Source organism: Phyllobacterium sp. 22229, from assembly GCF_052056495.1.
Classification (GTDB): Bacteria; Pseudomonadota; Alphaproteobacteria; order Rhizobiales; family Rhizobiaceae; genus Phyllobacterium; species Phyllobacterium myrsinacearum.
In genome coordinates this window covers 134334-152499 of record NZ_JBQEPA010000004.1, presented here as the reverse complement: position 1 = coordinate 152499, position 18166 = coordinate 134334, and the positions used below count along the sequence as shown (strand labels likewise).

The following is an 18166-nucleotide window of genomic DNA, read 5'->3' as shown; positions in this document are numbered from 1 at the left end:
GGTCAGCGGTTCAGGCGAGCGCCGAGCGCAGATCGTACGGAAGATCACGGATTTCGCTCAGATCGAGCTCGGACTCCACATGCTCAAGGTGGTGTTCCATGAGCCCTGTTGCTTTGGAAAGATCGCCGTTTGCGATTGCGTCGACGATTTCGGCGTGTTCGTCCGGCCCGCAATTGAAGCGATTGGTGTTGCGGTAGACCGCCGTGATGAGGGAACTTCTTGCGATTAGATCGCGCATCGTGGCGAAAAGGAAGTCCGAATTCGCGACCTCTGCAAGCAAGAGATGGAAGCCGCCTGACAGCTTGATGATATCGGTCGTGCTATCCTGCGCATTGGCGGTTCGTTCCTTGGAAACATGGGTTCGCAGCCGCGTGACATTGACCTTGGAGATTGATTTGCAAAGCCGCTCGACAATGCAGCGTTCGACCGCACGGCGCACAAAAAAGACATCCCGGGCTTCGTCCACCGAAGGCTGGCAGACAAATGCGCCGCGGTTCGGGATGATCGTGACAAGTCCATCCCGTTCAAGTGCAGCCAGTGCCTGGCGGATGCGGGCGCGGCTGACGTCGAAGATCGCCGCCAGTTGCCCTTCCTTGAGTTGCACGCCGGGTCGAAGCCTGCGCTCGGCAATGGAAAGCCATACCCGTTCAACAATCTGCTGTGTTGAAGCCCCTGCTTGTTCAGTCATGTACCTGTCTCCCGATCGTGACAGACAATCGCGATCAAATGGAAAATGTCAACTCGTTTTGTCTGCATGATTGTAGACAATAATGCTATTAATTGTATACTATATGGCGAAACGGGAGAGTCGGAATGCAGTTTGATTTTACAGCGCTTGAGCCGGAGAGCCGATATCGTCTGCTGACGAATTTTATCGGCCCACGGCCAATCGCCCTGGTAACCACCCGGTCAAGCGCCGGTCACAGCAATGCGGCTCCCATGAGCTTCTTCAATGTGTTCTCGCATGATCCGCCGATTCTGATCCTCGGCGTACAGCCACGGCCGTCGGGGGAAGAGAAAGACACGATCGCCAATATCCGCCGTACGGGTGAGTTTGCCGTCAATATGGTCGACATGAGCATGGCGCAGCAGATGCTTATTTGCGGGTTGGGTTTCGACAGTGAGGTGGACGAGCTGGAAATGGCTGGTCTGGAGGCAGCCGCATGCAACCAGATCGATGCCACCTATGCGGCCACGGCTCCCTGCGCCCTGGAATGCCGCGTCGAGCGCCTGATCGAATTTCCGAAGCGGGTGCTTGTCCTTGGCGAAGTCGTCCACATGCATGTGCGCCGTGATTGCCTTGATGCGGAGGGGCGCTACGTCAATCCGGACGTTTATCAACCCATCGCCCGTCTCCACGCCGATAACTACATCACCTCCGATCGACAGTTCGTTCTGGCGCCTCCGCCAATTGCCGATTTTATCAAATCCCGCCGCGACTGAGTGGCGCTGAAGGAACTCGACCGTGCATATTCTTCTCATCAATCCAAATTCCACCGCGTCCATGACTTCCCAGGTTCTGGAAAGTGCCGTCCGGGTGGCCTATCCGACAACGCGCATCACCGCGGTTAACCCCGTGGATACGCCGGTGAGCATCGAGGGCGGGGCCGACGAAGCCATGGCCGTTCCGGCCATGCTTTCCGAGATTTGCAAAGGGCAGGCGCAAGGCGTTGACGCCTATGTCATTGCCTGCTTCGATGATCCCGGCTTGCATGCGGCGCGGGAGATTGCGCGGGGTCCGGTGATCGGCATCTGCCAGGCGGCCATACAGGTCGCGATGACCATCAGCCGGCGCTTCACGGTGATCACGACATTGCCCCGCTCCATCCCGATCATCGAAGATCTGGTCAGCGCTTACGGCGCGAACCACCATTGCCGCAATGTGCGCGCCATCAATCTGCCGGTGCTGGGACTGGATGAAGACCCGGTCGAGGCAGAGCGTCTGCTTGTGATGGAGATCGGTAAGGCGAAGCAGGAAGACCGCGCGGAAGCGATCGTTCTTGGCTGTGCCGGCATGTCCCTGTTGTGTGACCGGCTCAGCGCCGCGACCGGTATTCCCGTCATTGACGGCGTCACGGCAGCCGTCAAGGTTGCCGAGGCGCTGGTCGGGGCGGGATACAAGACATCCAAGGTGAATGGTTATGATTTCCCCCGGGTCAAGTCGCCGTCCCCTGTGTCCAGCATGGAGCAGGTTGGCAATTTGGCGTGATCGCCGTATCAGGGCAGCGGCACCGCTCCCGTGAAATGGGGCACGCGATAGCCGCGCTGGACGGCTTCCCGTTCCGCGATATGAAGATACCACCGTTTCACGTGGGGGTAATCATTCAGATCGATTTTGTGACGCGTGAAACGTGAAACCCACGGCCACGCCGCCATATCGGCTATCGAATAGTTGCCGGCCAGATAAGGCCGGTCAGCCAGTCGCGCGTCCAATGTTCCGTAGAGACGGCGGGTATCGTTGCGGAAAAGATCCTCTGCGAACGGGGCTTCCCCCTCGTGGTAGGTCAGGAAGTGATGCGCATGCCCCAGCGTCGGCCCCAGTCCGCCGGTCTGCCACATCAGCCACTCCAGGGTTTGTACGCGCAGAACGCCCTTATGCGGCAGGTACGTTCCGGTCTTTTCCGCCAGATAGAGCAGAATTGCGCTCGATTCCGTGAGTTTGATACCGGTTTCATTGTCAATGATCGCGGGTATTTTCCCGCCGGGATTGATATCGAGATAGCTGGCGGCAAACTGTTCTCCCTTGGTGATGTCGATGGTATGGATGCGGTAGGGCACCCCGAACTCCTCCAGCGCGATGGCAACCTTCAATCCGTTGGGGGTGATCCAAGTGTAGAGGTCAATCACGGCGGCTTCAGTCGAACATCATTTCATCGACGGGGAGGCCGCCGGAATTTTTCATGGAATGCTTGCCGGTAACATCATCCAGCCCGGAAAAAAGGTCGCGCAGTGTCTGCACCAGTCTTTCAATCCTGCGGTCGGCGACACGGTAGTAAATGGTCTTGCCGTCACGCCGCCCTTCAATAATGCCGGCATCACGCAATTCGCTCAACTGCTGGGAAAGTGTGGGCTGGCGAATGCCGAGTTCCTCCTCAAGATGTGACACGGAGCTTTCCTCTTCCATCAGATAGCACACGATCGAAAGGCGGTTGGGATTGGCAATGTGCTTGAGCAGCTCGCTTGCATCTCCCACGCTGCGGCAGAGTTTGGACGAAATCGCTTTTGCCATGACTGGTGTCCCTCATCATTTATAAAAAGATAGATTGAGGTGTCTTCGCTTTCAATGCGCAAAACCAGCCTCCGGCAAGAATGCAAAATTGTTCTCTCTTTTCCCCAGCCATTGGAAATCTTGTCTCGCCGCTCTGCGTGAATTGGGATGGCTGCCTTTCCTGAACAATATATAAAAATATAAATTGTTTTCTGCAGTCATTTCAACCCTATTGGAACATCAGCATGAAAATCGGCGTTCATCCGAGCAATTTGCACTTGCGTCTCGCGCAGGCCTGGCCCGATGCTTTTTCGGGGCTTGAGCCGGAGTTCGTCAATTACAACGAAGGCCGTGATACCATCAGACTGATCGGCAATGGTCAGATTGATTTTGGCGGCACCGGATCGACGCCGCCGATTGCTGCCGAAGCGTCTGGCTGGAATGTCACCTACATCGCGGCATCCGCGCCGCGGCCAGCCAATGGCGGTATTTTCGTTGCCAGGGACAGCCCGATCCGTTCCATTGCCGATCTAAGGGGAAAACGCATTTCCCTGATCGACGGCTCGTTTCACACCTATCTTCTGGCGCGAGCCCTTGAAGGCGAAGGGCTGCGGCTGCCGGATGTCAGCCGCCTTGAGACCGGGGCCGCAGATTCATTGCCAGCCCTGCTTGAAGGACGTGTGGATGCCTGGATTGCCATGGCGCCACGTCTGGAAAAGGCGATGGAACGCAGCGACATTCGTCTGATTGCGCGCTGCGGCTCGACAATTCCCAACCGCTCCCTGTTCTGGACGACGGACGATCGCCGGCTGTCCCGGGAAACGCGTCAGCGGATTGTCGCGGAGTTGTCCCGTATCGGCCGCGAGGTGGCAGCGGATACGCGCATTGCTGCCGAACGGCTTGTCGCGAACGGCGCCGGCGATGCCGACCTTGATGCGTGGGAGCGCGTGGTTCGATCCCGGGATTTCAGCGTTGTGGCGGCCGATGCGGACATCATCGCAGAGCAGCAGGAAGAGGCCGATACCCTGTATCGCCATGGATATTTCAAGAACCCCGTCCGCCTTGGACAATTGGCCCGCAGCGTCTGAGCGGAGGAGAATGCCATGAACGTACTTTGGTACATGTGCGCACCGGATGGTGCCTATCCCTGGCAGCCGGAAGGTTCGCGTCAGGTCGACTACGGCTATTACCGGCAATTGGCGCAGGCCTATGATCATCTCGGCTATACCGGAGCACTTTTTGCAACCGGAGCTCACGATGTCTGGGTGCTGGCGGGTGCGCTTCTTCCCTATACCGAGCGCATGAAATTTCTGGTGGCGGTGCATCCCGGTCTGATTGCGCCAACGCTGCTGGCCAAAATGGCGGCAACGTTCCAGGAATTTTCGCGCGGCCGCTTGCTTATCAATGTTGTCTCGGGCGATGCCAAAATGCTGGGTGCCTATGGCATGACGTTGCCGCACGACCAGCGTTATGACATGGCGGACGAATATCTCACCCTGTGGCATCGGCTCTTTGCCGGCGAAAGCGTGACCCATCAGGGCAAGTATTTTTCAACGGAGGGTGCCAAACTCGCCCTTCCCGTTGGAACCGGCATCGCCCCGCCGCCACTCTGGTTCGGCGGTTCGTCCGACAAGGCGCTCGACGTTGCAGCCAAGCATGTCGACGTATACCTCTCCTGGGGCGAAACACCCGACCAGATCAGGCAAAAGATCGATGCGGTCAAGGAGCGGGCGGGCCGGCTCGGCCGGACGCTCGAGTATGGGATCAGGCTCTACGTCATCGTGCGGGAGACCGATGCCAAGGCGTGGGATGCGGCCAATGATCTCTATGAGCGCATGGATGCCGTTGCGATCGCTGCCAACCAGCGATTTGTTTCCAAGAGCGATTCCGTCGGTCAGCAACGCATGAGCGCACTGCATGGCGGCCACAAACCGGACGATCTGCGCGATCTCGAAATAGCGCCCAATCTGTGGGCCGGAATCGGCCTCGTCCGCCCAGGGCCCGGGACCGCCATTGTTGGTTCTCCTGATACCGTTCTGCGGACGATGGACGCTTACAGGCTGGCAGGCGTCGACACGTTCATTCTCTCCGGGATGCCGCTTCTGGAAGAGGCATATCGCTTCGGCGAACTCGTATTGCCGCGTCTCGACGTGACGCGAGAGGTTTCGCAGGCGAAACATTTCACCTGGTCGACATTGTTCGACAAAGACCTGGGCAGTGCCAAATCCGCATAAGTTTTTGCCACTTGAGCGAAAGAGACAGATACGTGACCCTTATCGAGACCACAGAACCTCTGCCCGGTGAAGGGCTTGCCCGGATTTCAAGCCAACTGCTCAAGCGATTGGAGGCCGTGCTTGGCTGGCTCTGTGCCGCTTTGCTCGCCATCTTGCTCGCGGTTGTCCTGGCAACGGTCGTGCTGCGGTACGTCTTCAGCGCCGGCTTCATGGGATCGGAGGATCTGTCGGTGGGGCTGCACGTTGCGCTCATCGCCTTCGGTGCGCCTCTCAGCCTGAACAGCGCCCTGGCCATGCGGCTTGACGTCTTTGCCAATCTGTTGCCTCCATCCGGCAGGATTGTTGCCAATGCCATCGCCGATATTTTTACCGTCTTGACCGGACTTATCCTGAGCTTCGGCAGCAGCGAGATCATGACAATGCTCGGCGGCGTTTCACCGACATTGGGGCTGCCGGAGTGGATACGGTTCGGCTTCCTCGGCGCGGGCGGCTCATTGTTGCTTGCCGCTGTGCTGCTGCAACGCTTGGCAGACGGCAAAGCGGTGCAGATCGTCACGGCCGGCATGATCGGGGCCGCCCTTTACTTTGCTGTTCCGCACCTTGATCTGGGTTTCAACTGGCCTCCAAGCATCGTTCTGGGATTGATCGCCGCCATAGGTCTGGTCGTGGCTGCGCCGCTGCCGCACGCGTTTCTTGCGGCGGCCTATGTCGTGATTGCCTTTGGCAGTACATTGCCCGAGCCCGCCGTTGTCGCCTCTACCGTCACCGGAATGTCAAAATTTCTGCTTCTGGCCATTCCGTTCTTCCTGCTGGCCGGCGGATTGCTGACCGCATCGGGTGTTGCTAATCAGTTGGTGCGATTTGCATCGGCGCTTGTCGGCCATCGCCGCGCCGGATTGGCGCAGACGACACTTTTGACCAGCGTGCTGTTTTCCGGTGCGTCCGGTTCATCGGTTGCCAATGCGGCCTTTGGTGCATCGACATTCCAGCCCGAACTGGTCAAGCGCGGTTACCCGCCGGCCCAGGCTGCCGCCATCATCGCCTCCACCTCTGTTCTCGACAACATCATACCGCCGTCCGTCGCATTCCTGATCCTGGCCGCGGCGACCAATCTCTCGGTGGGCTCGCTGCTTGTCGGCGGTTTTTTTGCCGGTGGTGTGATGGCCGTCTGTCTTGCAGTTGCCATCCACCTCACCGTTCGCGAGCAACAGCCGCAACCGCGTGCGGGCAGGGCAGAACGCTGGAATGCCGCCATCGGCGCAATTCCGGCATTTGGCCTCGGCATCATCGTCGTTGTCGGTATCCGCATGGGCGTCGTCACGACGACGGAAGCGGCGGCGCTTGCGGCGATCTATACCCTGCTTCTCGGGATCGGGGCGCGTCTGCGGTTCGGTTCGCTCTTCAGCGCGTTCCGACAGGCGGCGACGGAAGCTTCGGCCATCGGACTGCTGATTGGAACCGCGGGGCCGTTTGCATTCCTGCTGGCGGTGGACGATGTTTCCGGGCTTATCTCGAACCTGACCTCCGCGCTCGGCGGAAGTGCAATTGCCGTGCTCCTGCTTTCAAATCTCATTTTGCTCGTCGTCGGTCTGGTGCTCGATATCGGGGCTGCAATACTTCTGTTTGGCCCGATCCTGCTCCCTGCCGCGGTGGCGGCCGGTATCGATCCCGTTCATTTCGGCGTGATCATCGTCGTCAATCTGATGATCCATGGGCTGACGCCGCCGCTCGGCATGCTGATCTTTGTCGTCAGCGGTGTCACGCGTCTGCCGGCATCGGCGCTGTTTCGCGCTGTTGTTCCCTATCTCTTCGCACTGCTTGTAGCTCTGGCGATCATCTGCGCCTGGGCCATCATTTTCTAGAAATCAGGAAGCCATCCAATGATCATGCATCGCCGTACCTTCATCAAATCCGTCGCCGTCGCTGGAACGGCATTGCTTGCGGCCCCCGCGCTTGTCGGCCGTGCCGCCGCTCAAACCCGAACGATTACCGTTGCCTCTCTGTTTGGCGATGACAAACCGGAAACCAGGATATGGTTCAAAATTCGCGACCTTGTCGAAGCGAAACTGCCCGGCCAGTTCAAGTTCAACATCGTCAGGAATGGCGCGCTCGGGGGCGAGAAGGAAGTTGCGGAAGGCGTGCGGCTCGGCTCGATCCAGGCCAGCCAGTCAACGGTGTCATGGCTTTCCGGCTGGGTGCCCGAGTTGCAGATTCTCGATCTGCCGTTTCTCTTCCGCGATGCCGGGCATGTGCACAAAGTCGTGCAGGGAGATGTGGGAACGGGACTCAAGGAGAAGCTTCTTGCGCAGAATTTTGTCGTCGGCGGCTATATCAACTACGGCGCGCGCCACCTCCTGACCAAGGAACCTGTCACGCGACCGGAGCAGCTCAAGGGCAAGCGGATCCGCGTTATCCAGAGCCCTCTGCATACCAAGCTCTGGGCGGCATTCGGCACCACGCCCATCGGTATCCCCATCACTGAAACCTACAATGCCTTGTCAACGGGCGTTGCCGACGCAATGGATCTGACGAAATCGGCCTATGCGGGTTTCAAGCTGTACGAAGTCGTGCCCTATCTGACCGAGACAGGCCATGTCTGGGCATCCGGCGTCGTCTATTATTCGGCGGCGTTCTGGAGCGGCCTTAACGCCGAGCAGAAGCAGGTCTTCCTTGAAGCGTCAGCCGCCGGCGCCGATTATTTCAGCCAATTGATCGTCGAGGACGAAACCGGATCGATGAAAGCCGCTGGGGACCATGGGGGTAAAATTCTCCAGCCGGAAAATCGTGCGGCGTGGGAAAGCGGCGCGCAGGGGGTATGGGAGCAGTTTGCTCCCATTGTCGGAGGCCTCGATCGGATCAGGGCAATACAGGCTGTTTCGTAACCGAAACGGATGTCGGTATGAATGGGCTGTCGAGGATCGCTAGGGACGCTCAGCCTTGAGAACGGAAACCGCCACTTCGCTGTTGTGGATATATTCATGGGCATCCGGTTGCCCCTGAATGAGCAGGATGAACAACAGATCGGTGAGCGTCAGTTGCGCATCTCTCGCGGTGATGGATGAAGAGCGAACGCGCTCTTCATCGGCAAAAGTGTAAAGCCGGATGTTCGCCACGCGGCTCAGCGGATTGTCCTTCAGGCCGGTCACGGCAATGACGGTCGCGCCGCGCTGGCTGGCAAGTTCGGCAATCCGCAACGTCTCGATACTGTCGCCCGAATAGGAGAGAGCGAACAGGACGTCGTCGGGGCCAAGCGTGGAAGCGTTGGCCATCTGGACATGGCTATCACTGTCGTGCAGCACGTTGCGCCCGAGCTTCATCAGCTTATAGGCAAAATCGCGCGCCACCAGCGAGGACGCACCCACGCCCGCCATGTGAATACGCCGGGCATTGCGCAGGATTTCCAAAGCGATGCCGATGTCTTTTTCATTGTTGACGGCAACCGTCTGCTGCATCGACAATTGTTTGCTGCCGATCAGTTTCTGCAGGATGACGAGATAGCTGTCGCCTATTTCGATCGTGCCGTGGATCATTCCCGCCGGGGCCGTCCATTCCTGCGCCTTGGCTTCGCTGACGGCGAGCTTCAGCTCCATATAGCCGGCATAGCCGAGCTTCTGGCTGAATTTCACGACGCTGGACTGGCTCCGGCCCGTCTCCACCGCTAGAGCAGCGGATGACAGCCGCAGCATCTGATCGGGGTTGTCGATGATGAACTGCCCGATCTGGCGATCGGCAGGCGCCATGGAGTCCAACTGTGCATTGATTTTCTGCAGTATAGACATGCGTTCCTTTGCGCGTTGGCAGTTCAGCACGCGCCTGAGCGCGGACCTCTGGAATAATCGGAGCCTTCAGGCTCGCTCAAATGACATACCTACCGTCAATTCAAAGCACTGGCTACTCCTGGCAACCGCGCAAGAGGCAGGCCGGAAAAACGCGGCGCGCGCCAACACTCAGGCATAGAATAATATATTCCTAAATCAATTGACATGGTGGAATGATCAATTAGTTTTTGTACATCGCCGTGGCGGCCGCGCAATCAGTGCCGGATGGCTGTCCACGGGTCGGGAGGGCGGTCACAAGGCCTGCCCTGTTTTCATGCTCCTCGGATCAGGCAGTGGTTATCATGGATAGATTACGGATCATCGGGGGAAACAGGCTGGAAGGTGCGGTCACCATTTCCGGCGCCAAAAACGCGGCGCTTCCGCAAATCGCCGCTGCGCTGCTGAGCTCCTATCCGCTGGAACTGACCAATCTGCCTGCTGTCAATGATGTCGAGAACATGCTGGGCGTGGTGCAGCTTCACGGCGCGCGCATTGACCGGTCACCGCATGCGGCAATCATCGATACAAGCGCTGTCGTGTCGAAAGAAACATCCTATGACACCGTCAGGCGGATGCGCGCGACCATACTGGTTCTCGGACCACTGCTTGCCCGCTTCGGGCATGCCAGGGTTTCGCTGCCGGGCGGATGTGCGATTGGTGCGCGGCCGGTCAACATGCATGTCAGCGCACTTGCCGCGCTTGGAGCCGATATTGCCATCGAGAACGGCGTCATCGTTGCATCTGCGCAAGGTTCGCTGCGTGGAACCCGTATTGTTCTCAGTTCTCCATCCGTGGGGGCAACCGAAACGGCCATGATGGCGGCCACCGCAGCAAAAGGTGAAACGGAAATCCTCAATGCGGCACGCGAACCGGAAGTGGTTGATCTCGCCGCTTGCCTCAATGCGATGGGAGCCCGCATCGAAGGTGCTGGAACACACCGGATCCTTGTGGAAGGCGATACGACCTGGCGCGCCGCCCGGCACGCTATCATTCCTGACCGGATAGAGGCGGGCACCTATGCCATCGCGGCGGCCATCACCGGCGGCCAGCTCGAGCTGACCCATGCCCGTCTGGAACATCTCGCTTCGGTTGTACAAGCGCTTGAAGCGGCCGGCGTCAGCGTCTGGCCCAGCGACCGGGGCCTGATTGTATCGCGGGAGGGGCCGCTGAAGGCCGTTGACATTACCACGGAGCCCTATCCGGGATTCCCAACGGATCTCCAGGCCCAGTTCATGGCACTGACGTGCCGGAGCCAGGGTGCATCGCTGCTGCGTGAAACCATATTCGAAAACCGCTTCATGCATGTCCCGGAGCTCATGCGTCTGGGAGCAAACATAACATTGCAGGGAACGACTGCGCTGGTGCGCGGCGGGGAACCGCTGCACGGTGCGCAGGTCATGGCGACGGATTTGCGGGCGTCCGTCTCGCTCGTTCTGGCAGGGCTCGTTTGTGACGGTGAGACGATCATCAACCGGGTGTATCACCTGGATCGCGGCTACGAGCAGCTGGATCGCAAGCTTCGTCTCTGTGGCGCGGATATCGAGCGGATTAGCTCATGAGTGACGCCATGCATGAAAAGCCGTTTTTCCTTGGCGTCGATGGCGGCGGCACGGGCTGCCGCGCCCGCATTGAAGACGGCTTTGGTACGATCCTTGGTCAGGGCCTCTCCGGTCCCGCGACGACCCGTCTGGGCGTGGACGCAGCCTGGGCTTCCGTCGCCAGCGCCTTTGCCTCGGCAATAGCGGAAGCTGGTTTCACGGAGCGGGAAACCACGCGCATACATGCCGGTATCGGTCTTGCCGGCATTGGCCGCAAAGGTGCGCTTGAGACGCTTCGGGCGATCCCTCATCCGTTTGCCAGCATCGCTTTCACGAGCGATGGCGTTGCGGCCTGTCTGGGGGCTCACTCCGGCGAGGATGGCGCGATTGTCATTGCCGGAACGGGCTCCATCGGCCTCGGTTTTGCCGGGGGGCGCGATCTGCGGGTTGGCGGTTATGGCTTTCCAATATCCGATGAGGGCAGCGGTGCGGACCTGGGTTTGAAAGCTGTCCAATTCGCTTTGCGGGCATTTGACGGCCGCCACGAGCAGAGCGCATTGCTGAGCGAAGTCATGCAGCGGTTCCAGAATGACCCGGTGGAAGTGGTTGCATGGATGGATCGCGCGACGGCGACCGATTATGCCGTGCTCGCACCCATGGTAATGCGTCATGCGGATCAGGGTGACGTGGTGGGGCGGCGTCTGGTTCAGGGAGCGGCCGAACAGATTGACTCCATTGTCCGCGCCTTGATCGAAAAGGGTGCGCCCCGCGTCACGCTTCTCGGCGGGCTGTCGACGCCGCTGGAGCCATGGCTTGCTCCGGATATTCGCCGGCGCCTTAAACCAGCTGATGGCGATGCGGTTTCAGGTGCGATCATTCTGGCGAGAAAATCGCGCTGAGACTTCAGACAACCATTGCCCATCATTGTCGTTGGTAAGCGCCGCCTAGTCACGGCCGGGCGCTCGCAGAAGGCGGGTGCCCGCGAGTTTCCGCCAATGGGCAAGCGCGCTTGATTAGGAATATATAATTCCAAACTTATATTGACAATAGGAATAATAAATCATAAAAAGTTAATATAAAAAGAATGGGAACTGTAGCAGCAGGGAGCGAGCAGCCGCATTCCGGATGCGGAATAGACAATTCATGCAATGCGCGGACGAAGCCATCTCGTGGCCCTTCGCGGTATCGCATTCTCATAAAACAGTTCCCCCGAAAGTTGGCCAATGACTGAGCAGGCGTTGATATCCGAGTTGGAAAAACTGGTCTCCGAGGGCCGAAATCCGCAGACGATGCAGATCGATCTTCTGCCAACGGCTGATATTTTGCAGAAGATCAATGATGAAGACAAAGGCGTTCCGTCGGCTGTCGAGAAAGTCATTCCCCATATCGCCGCGGCGGTTGACCGGGTCGTCACCGCCTTTCAAGCCGGAGGGAGGCTGATCTATATGGGCGCGGGAACCAGTGGCCGTTTGGGGGTTCTGGATGCTTCCGAATGCCCGCCGACATTTGGCGTGCCCGAAGGCCTGGTTGTCGGGCTGATCGCCGGCGGGCCCGAAGCGATGGTCAGGGCCATAGAGGGCGCCGAAGACGATCCGCACAAGGGTGAACAAGCGCTGCGGGACATCGGCCTGACGGCGCAGGATGTGGTTGTCGGTATCGCCGTCAGCGGACGCACGCCCTATGTGATCGGCGGATTGAACTATGCCAAACAGCTGGGGGCTGCGACCATTGCCTTGTCCTGCAACCCGGATTCAATTATTGCCGGAATTGCCGATATCGCAATTTCTCCTGTCGTCGGCCCGGAGGTTCTGACCGGATCGACCCGATTGAAATCCGGCACCGCGCAGAAGCTCATTCTCAACATGCTGACGACGGCCAGCATGATAAGGATCGGCAAGAGCTATCAGAATCTCATGGTAGACGTTCATGCAAGCAACAAAAAACTCGTGGCCAGGGCGTCCCGGATTGTCATGCAGGCAACCGGTTGTAGCACGGGGCAGGCGCGCCAGGCTCTCGATCAGACAGACAATGATGTGAAACTGGCGATATTGATGGTCAAAACGGGAATGGACGTGGAAAAAGCGCGGGTGGCGCTAAAAGATGCAGGAGGTTTTCTGCGAAAAGCGATAAATGCAAAGCCGGTGTAGGACTATGCCGGTTCCGCCGGAAGTAAAACGAATCAAGCGTCCATAAGGCCGCTCAAAATAGCTCCAGAGGGAAAAAGAAAAATGAAAAGGCGTTCAACAGCGAAACTGGTTTCTTGTCTTGCAACAGCTGCAGCCCTTGGCGCGGCGATGGTTGGTTCGCCAGCAAGCGCGGCAACGCTGCGCATGGCCTGGTCGCAGGATGCAACAGGGCTCGATCCGCACAAGCAGACCGCTTTCTCCTCCATAAGGTTGCTCGAGCTCATTTATGAGCCGCTCGTGCGCCTGGATGCCAATCTGCAGATTGTTCCGGCTGTTGCCGATTCCTGGCAATTTTCGTCCAATGGTACGGAATTGACCTTCAAGCTCAATCCGAATGCAAAATTCCAGAACGGCGAGCCGGTCACCTCGGCGGATGTGAAGGCGTCATTTGAGCGCATACTCAATGAGGCGACCGGAGCGGTGGCGCGGGCCAACTTCTTGTCGATTGCCAGTATCGATGCTGTCGATCCTCACACGGTGGTTTTTCATCTTTCTCAGCCTGACGTGCCAATTCTGACGGCGATGACAAATCTGAATGCGGCCATCGTTTCCGCAGGCGAGATTGCAAAAGGGGCGATCAACACGACGCCGGTTGGCTCCGGGCCCTTCAAGCTTGAGAAGTGGGACCCGAATTCCCGCGAGATACTGGTTGCCAACAAAATGTGGGCGGGAGGCGCAACCGGTATCGAGGGCATCAACATCAGCGTTCTTCCCGACGAGACAGCGATCCTGGCAGCCATGCGCACCGGCCAGATCGATTTTGCGCTGCTGAATGATCCATTGATCGCAACGCTCATACCGCGCGAGGACCGCCTTGTTCTCAATCGTGCGCCGGTTCTTGCCTATCACGTGCTGCAGCTTAATCCGTCGCGCAAGCCAATGACCGAACTTGCGGTGCGGCAGGCCATTTCCTGTGCCATCGACCGGAAGGAAGTTCTCGATACGGCTTCGCTGGGGGAAGGCAAAGTGACAGGCCCGATAACAACACCATCCTTTGCAACCGATCCCAATAGTCTGTTCTGTTACAAGCGGGATGTCGAGAAAGCCAAGAAACTCATGGCCGACGCAGGATATGCGAAGGGTTTCTCGGCCACGGTCATTGCGGCAACCGGCGAACCGCCAACGGCCGCCGCAGAAGCGCAGATCATTCAGTCACAGTTGGCCGAAATCGGCGTCAAACTCGATATCAAGGTCATGGAACTGAATGTCTATGTCGATACATGGCTGAAAGGTGATTTCGACATGGCTGTTGCCCTCAATGGCGGCAGTGCTGATCCCTATTCGATGTACAGCCGCTACTGGACCAAGACTGGAAACCTGCAGAAGGTCGCAAATTACATCGACGATACCCTGGATGGCCTCATGCAGAAGGGCCGTGCCGAGACCGATCCCGCAGCACGCAAGGCCATTTTCGGCGATTTCGAAAAACATCTGGCGGAGATGTCTCCGTGGATCTGGCTCTATACCTCCTACAGCTATACGGCGCAGCAGAAGAGTGTCCAGGGCTTTACTGGAACGCCCATCGGTTCGCTTTTCGGCCTCAGCAAGGTGACCGTTCAGCAATAGCTGGGCCGGGATTGCCGATCACTTCTTACCCGGAGACGTTTCTGGATGGGTTATCTTACACGGCGTCTGGTGACGTTTCCGCTGGTTTTGATCGGCGTCTCAATACTTGTGTTCGTTGCGATCCGTCTCGTTCCCGGCGATTCCATCACGGCAATGCTGGGGACGGAGGCAGGGTTGCTGACGCCGCAGCAGCGTGTGGCGTTGACGGCCTATTTCGGCCTCGACCAGAACTGGCTCGTTCAATACTGGCACTGGCTGCTCGGGCTTTTCCGCGGCGATCTGGGTATCTCGGTCGCCTACGGAAAACCGGTTCTCGACGTGATACTGGATCGCTTTCCCCTGACTTTGGAGCTGGCTTTTCTTTCCATGATCATCGCGCTTGCGGTTGGTCTTCCGGCAGGAGTATTTGCAGCCACCCACAATGGCAGGCCATCCGATCTGGCGGTGCGCATCTTTGCCATGATCGGCCAGTCCACACCGAGCTTCGTTGTCGGCCTTCTGATTATCTATGTGCTGTCCGTCGGCTTCGGCGCGCTGCCGACGATGGGAGAGTTTTCGCCCTTCTGGCAGGACCCGCTGCGCAACCTCAGCCAGTTGATCTTTCCGGCCATCACGCTTGGATTGGCATTTGCCGCTTCCGTCACCCGCATATCCCGTTCGGCCATGCTCGATGTTCTGAGCGATGATTATGTGAGGACCGCACGCAGCAAGGGGGCGCCGGCGCGCAGTGTCATCTGGCGGCACGCGCTGCCGAACGCGCTCATCCCGGTCGTCACCCTCAGCGGTATGGAATTCGGTTATCTGCTGGGCGGCGCCGTTCTGGTCGAGAAGATTTATGCGCTGCCAGGATTGGGACGCGTGGTTCTCGACGCGATATTGCAGCGGGATTATGCCCTGCTGCAGGGGAGCGTGCTGTTCATTGCCTTCAACTTCATGGTCGTCAATCTTCTGGTCGACCTTGCCTATTCGGCGCTTGATCCCCGTATTCGTTTGGGAGAACGGTAATGCGCATTCTCCGCGCCATCTTTGGACACACAAGCGGCAGAATAGGCGGGATCATCGTCATGCTCTACCTCGTGATCGCCTTGCTCGGCCTCACGGGCTTCACACCGCATGACCCCTTGATGCAGAACCGCCTGGACCGTCTGCACTCTCCCACCATCACCTATTGGATGGGCACCGACCTGTTTGGCCGGGATGTCGCCAGCCGTCTCATGCGCGGGGTAGGGCAGTCCTTTACCGTCGCCTTCCTGTCGGTTGCCTTTGCATCGCTCGCGGGAACTGTCCTTGGCCTGGCCGCGGCATGGTTCGGCCATCGGATGGACGGCATCATCATGCGCCTGATGGATGTGTTGCTGGCATTTCCAGCCATTCTTCTCGCCCTTTTGGTCGTGGCCATTGTCGGACCGGGAACCTGGACCAGTATTGTGGCGATCGGGATTGTCTACACGCCCATATTCACCCGTGTCGTGCGCGGCCCAGCCCTGTCGCTGAAGGCGCGTGATTTCGTTGACGCGGCGCGCACGTTCGGCAGCAGTCGCACATATATCCTGACGCGACATCTCCTGCTCAATCTGGTGGCGCCGCTGACGGTTCAGATCACCCTGGCGCTGGCATGGGCTCTTCTGACGGAAGCGGGCCTCAGTTTCCTTGGGCTCGGCACCCAGCCGCCCGCATCGTCGCTCGGTCTGATGCTCAGCGATAGCCGCAATCTGATGGAGACAGCTCCATGGTTGCTGATCTTCCCCGGCCTTGCAATCATGGTGAGCATCCTTGGTTTCAACCTGCTCGGTGATGCGCTGCGCGATATCCTTGATCCGAGAATGCGGAGGTCAAACCCATGAGCCCGTTACTCTCTGTCCGTGATCTGCGCGTCGGCTTTGGCCGCGATACTGAAATCAATCCGGTTGTGCGCGGCGTAAGCTTTGATGTGGCCGCCGGTGAAACACTGGCCATCGTCGGCGAGAGCGGTTCCGGAAAGTCAGTCACGGCGCTGTCGATCAATCGTCTCGTTGATTTCGGCGGAGGCCGCATCGTCTCCGGTTCCATAAAGCTGACACGGGCGGACAACAGCATTTTGGACCTGACAGCCGCGACGGAACTGCAGCTGACAAAAGTGCGCGGCGTTGAAATCGGCATGATTTTTCAGGAACCGATGACATCGCTCAACCCCGTGCTTTCCATAGGCACACAGATTGAAGAGTCCTTTCGCCTCCATCGGGGCTTAACCGGAAAGCAGGCGCATGCGGCGGCAAAGGACGCGCTCGATCGCGTGCGGATTCCCGACGCTTTGCGACGCTTGAACTATTATCCGAACCAGCTGTCCGGCGGCATGCTCCAGCGCGTGATGATAGCAACGGCTTTGGCATGCAACTCTCGTCTGCTGATTGCCGATGAGCCCACGACGGCGTTGGATGTCACCGTGCAGGCACAGATCATGGCGCTTCTTGCAGAATTGAAGCGGGAAACCGGGATGTCGATGATCTTCATCACGCATGACATTGGTCTGGTCGCGGGAATTGCTGACAGGGTCATGGTGATGCAGAACGGGCTGGCAGTGGAACAGGGAGAGTTGAACCAGATACTCGATCGCCCGCAACATCCCTATACGCAACATCTCCTGCACGCCGTCCCGCATTTCGCCAGCGGGCAGGCAGCGCGTACCGACGGCAAGCGCAGCAGTGAGGAGGCGCCGGCCGTCCCAGCCCTCAGGGTTGACGGTCTTACGGTGCGGTTTCCGGTTACGTCGGGTATTTTTCGCCGCCCAGCTGGTGCGGTTCACGCGGTAGAGGGTGTGGATTTTGATCTGATGCCTGGGGAAACGCTGGCAATCGTTGGTGAAAGCGGTTCGGGGAAATCAACGACGGCGCGCGCCATTCTGGGCCTGACAAAGTCCACGCGCGGAACGTTTTCTGCCATCACGCAGGAAGCCTCCGCGCGGCGAAGCCAGCGGCCGGTGCAGATGGTGTTCCAGAATCCCTATGCCTCGCTCAATCCGCGGCTCTCCGTTGAGAGCATTCTTGCGGAGCCGGTGATCGCCGCAGGCGGGCGGCTCGATGGCCGGACGCGCGAAAGAATGTCCATGCTGATCGAACGTGTCGGCCTGCCGATCAACAGTCTTGACCGCTATCCGCATGAATTCTCCGGCGGTCAACGCCAGCGATTGTGCATTGCCCGGGCGTTGATGCTGAATCCAGCCGTTGTGGTCCTCGATGAAGCTGTTTCGGCGTTGGACGTGTCTGTGCAGGCCAAGGTCCTGGAACTGCTGGTGGACCTGCAGCGGGAGTTCAACCTGGCCTATCTGTTCATCTCGCATGATATGGCCGTTGTCGAGCGGATCGCCCACCGGATTGCCGTGATGTATGCCGGACAGATTGTTGAAATCGGCCGTGCCGCCGCGGTGCTGGCAAATCCGCAGCATTCCTACACACAAAGGCTCATTGCCGCCGTTCCGACGGTCAGCCGCCGCAAGGAGCACTTTGAACTGGATACGCGGCAGGTTCCGTCCCTGGTACGCCAGCCGGGTTTTGAACCCGGCCCGGCCGACTGGACACATTTTGGTGCCGATCACAAGGCACGTGCCGAAGCTCCAACACATTCGCAAACGGCGGGATAG

17 protein-coding genes are annotated in these 18166 nt (G+C 58.7%); 13 read left to right on the top strand and 4 right to left on the bottom strand.

Annotation, left to right across the window (positions count from 1 at the left end):
• Positions 1–10: 10 nt before the first annotated feature.
• A complete protein-coding gene (locus ACTJJ7_RS06310) occupies positions 11–688 on the bottom strand; it encodes a GntR family transcriptional regulator (protein WP_440966056.1) in 678 nt (225 codons plus the stop codon).
• A gap of 125 nt (positions 689–813) precedes the next feature.
• On the opposite strand from ACTJJ7_RS06310, the gene ACTJJ7_RS06305 reads away from it, so the two are divergent.
• Both ACTJJ7_RS06305 and ACTJJ7_RS06300 read left to right on the top strand, forming a co-directional pair.
• Complete coding sequence (locus ACTJJ7_RS06305; protein ID WP_105734874.1) at positions 814–1443, top strand: flavin reductase family protein; 630 nt, start codon at positions 814–816, stop codon at positions 1441–1443.
• A gap of 22 nt (positions 1444–1465) precedes the next feature.
• Positions 1466–2209 (top strand): aspartate/glutamate racemase family protein, encoded by a 744-nt coding sequence (locus ACTJJ7_RS06300; RefSeq protein WP_440966054.1) that lies wholly within the window; start codon positions 1466–1468, stop codon positions 2207–2209.
• Positions 2210–2217: 8 nt separating this feature from the next.
• Here ACTJJ7_RS06300 and ACTJJ7_RS06295 read toward each other — a convergent pair whose 3' ends face one another.
• Together ACTJJ7_RS06295 and ACTJJ7_RS06290 are read right to left on the bottom strand one after the other, a co-directional pair.
• The gene (locus ACTJJ7_RS06295; RefSeq protein ID WP_130272453.1) at positions 2218–2847 is read right to left on the bottom strand and encodes a glutathione S-transferase family protein; all 630 of its coding nucleotides are present in this window, start codon (positions 2845–2847) and stop codon (positions 2218–2220) included.
• Positions 2848–2854: 7 nt separating this feature from the next.
• Entirely contained in the window at positions 2855–3229 is a 375-nt protein-coding gene (locus ACTJJ7_RS06290) for an ArsR/SmtB family transcription factor (RefSeq protein ID WP_105734877.1), read from the bottom strand.
• 224 nt (positions 3230–3453) lie between these two features.
• On the opposite strand from ACTJJ7_RS06290, the gene ACTJJ7_RS06285 reads away from it, so the two are divergent.
• Genes ACTJJ7_RS06285 through ACTJJ7_RS06270 form a run of 4 tightly spaced genes read left to right on the top strand, consistent with a single transcriptional unit; the run spans position 3454 to position 8324 of the window.
• Positions 3454–4296, top strand: coding sequence for an ABC transporter substrate-binding protein (locus ACTJJ7_RS06285; protein ID WP_440966053.1), 843 nt, complete (start codon positions 3454–3456; stop codon positions 4294–4296).
• 15 nt (positions 4297–4311) lie between these two features.
• Complete coding sequence (locus ACTJJ7_RS06280) at positions 4312–5442, top strand: LLM class flavin-dependent oxidoreductase (protein WP_440966051.1); 1131 nt, start codon at positions 4312–4314, stop codon at positions 5440–5442.
• Positions 5443–5501: 59 nt separating this feature from the next.
• Positions 5502–7304 (top strand): TRAP transporter large permease, encoded by a 1803-nt coding sequence (locus tag ACTJJ7_RS06275; protein ID WP_440966280.1) that lies wholly within the window; start codon positions 5502–5504, stop codon positions 7302–7304.
• An 18-nt stretch (positions 7305–7322) separates the two neighbouring features.
• Positions 7323–8324 carry a TRAP transporter substrate-binding protein gene (locus ACTJJ7_RS06270; RefSeq protein WP_440966050.1) on the top strand — a complete coding sequence of 334 codons (1002 nt, stop codon included), beginning with the start codon at positions 7323–7325 and terminating at the stop codon, positions 8322–8324.
• 39 nt (positions 8325–8363) lie between these two features.
• Here ACTJJ7_RS06270 and ACTJJ7_RS06265 read toward each other — a convergent pair whose 3' ends face one another.
• Positions 8364–9221: a MurR/RpiR family transcriptional regulator gene (locus ACTJJ7_RS06265; protein WP_440966048.1), complete on the bottom strand. Its 858-nt coding sequence runs from the start codon at positions 9219–9221 to the stop codon at positions 8364–8366.
• 341 nt (positions 9222–9562) lie between these two features.
• Between ACTJJ7_RS06265 and murA the strand changes: the two genes are divergently transcribed.
• From murA to ACTJJ7_RS06230, 7 genes are all read left to right on the top strand, one after another.
• The gene (gene murA, locus ACTJJ7_RS06260; protein WP_440966047.1) at positions 9563–10819 is read left to right on the top strand and encodes a UDP-N-acetylglucosamine 1-carboxyvinyltransferase; all 1257 of its coding nucleotides are present in this window, start codon (positions 9563–9565) and stop codon (positions 10817–10819) included.
• On the top strand, positions 10816–11697 hold the full coding sequence (locus ACTJJ7_RS06255) for a BadF/BadG/BcrA/BcrD ATPase family protein (protein WP_440966045.1): 882 nt from the start codon (positions 10816–10818) through the stop codon (positions 11695–11697). Before murA ends, ACTJJ7_RS06255 begins: the two co-directional genes overlap by 4 nt.
• 324 nt (positions 11698–12021) lie before the next feature.
• Positions 12022–12945 carry an N-acetylmuramic acid 6-phosphate etherase gene (murQ, locus tag ACTJJ7_RS06250; protein ID WP_440966043.1) on the top strand — a complete coding sequence of 308 codons (924 nt, stop codon included), beginning with the start codon at positions 12022–12024 and terminating at the stop codon, positions 12943–12945.
• An 81-nt stretch (positions 12946–13026) separates the two neighbouring features.
• Entirely contained in the window at positions 13027–14550 is a 1524-nt protein-coding gene (locus ACTJJ7_RS06245; protein ID WP_440966042.1) for an ABC transporter substrate-binding protein, read from the top strand.
• Between the two features lie 45 nt (positions 14551–14595).
• Positions 14596–15555: an ABC transporter permease gene (locus ACTJJ7_RS06240; protein WP_105734886.1), complete on the top strand. Its 960-nt coding sequence runs from the start codon at positions 14596–14598 to the stop codon at positions 15553–15555.
• Positions 15555–16394 (top strand): ABC transporter permease, encoded by an 840-nt coding sequence (locus tag ACTJJ7_RS06235; protein WP_440966040.1) that lies wholly within the window; start codon positions 15555–15557, stop codon positions 16392–16394. The genes ACTJJ7_RS06240 and ACTJJ7_RS06235 overlap by 1 nt, the downstream gene beginning before the upstream one ends.
• A complete protein-coding gene (locus ACTJJ7_RS06230; RefSeq protein WP_440966038.1) occupies positions 16391–18166 on the top strand; it encodes an ABC transporter ATP-binding protein in 1776 nt (591 codons plus the stop codon). Before ACTJJ7_RS06235 ends, ACTJJ7_RS06230 begins: the two co-directional genes overlap by 4 nt.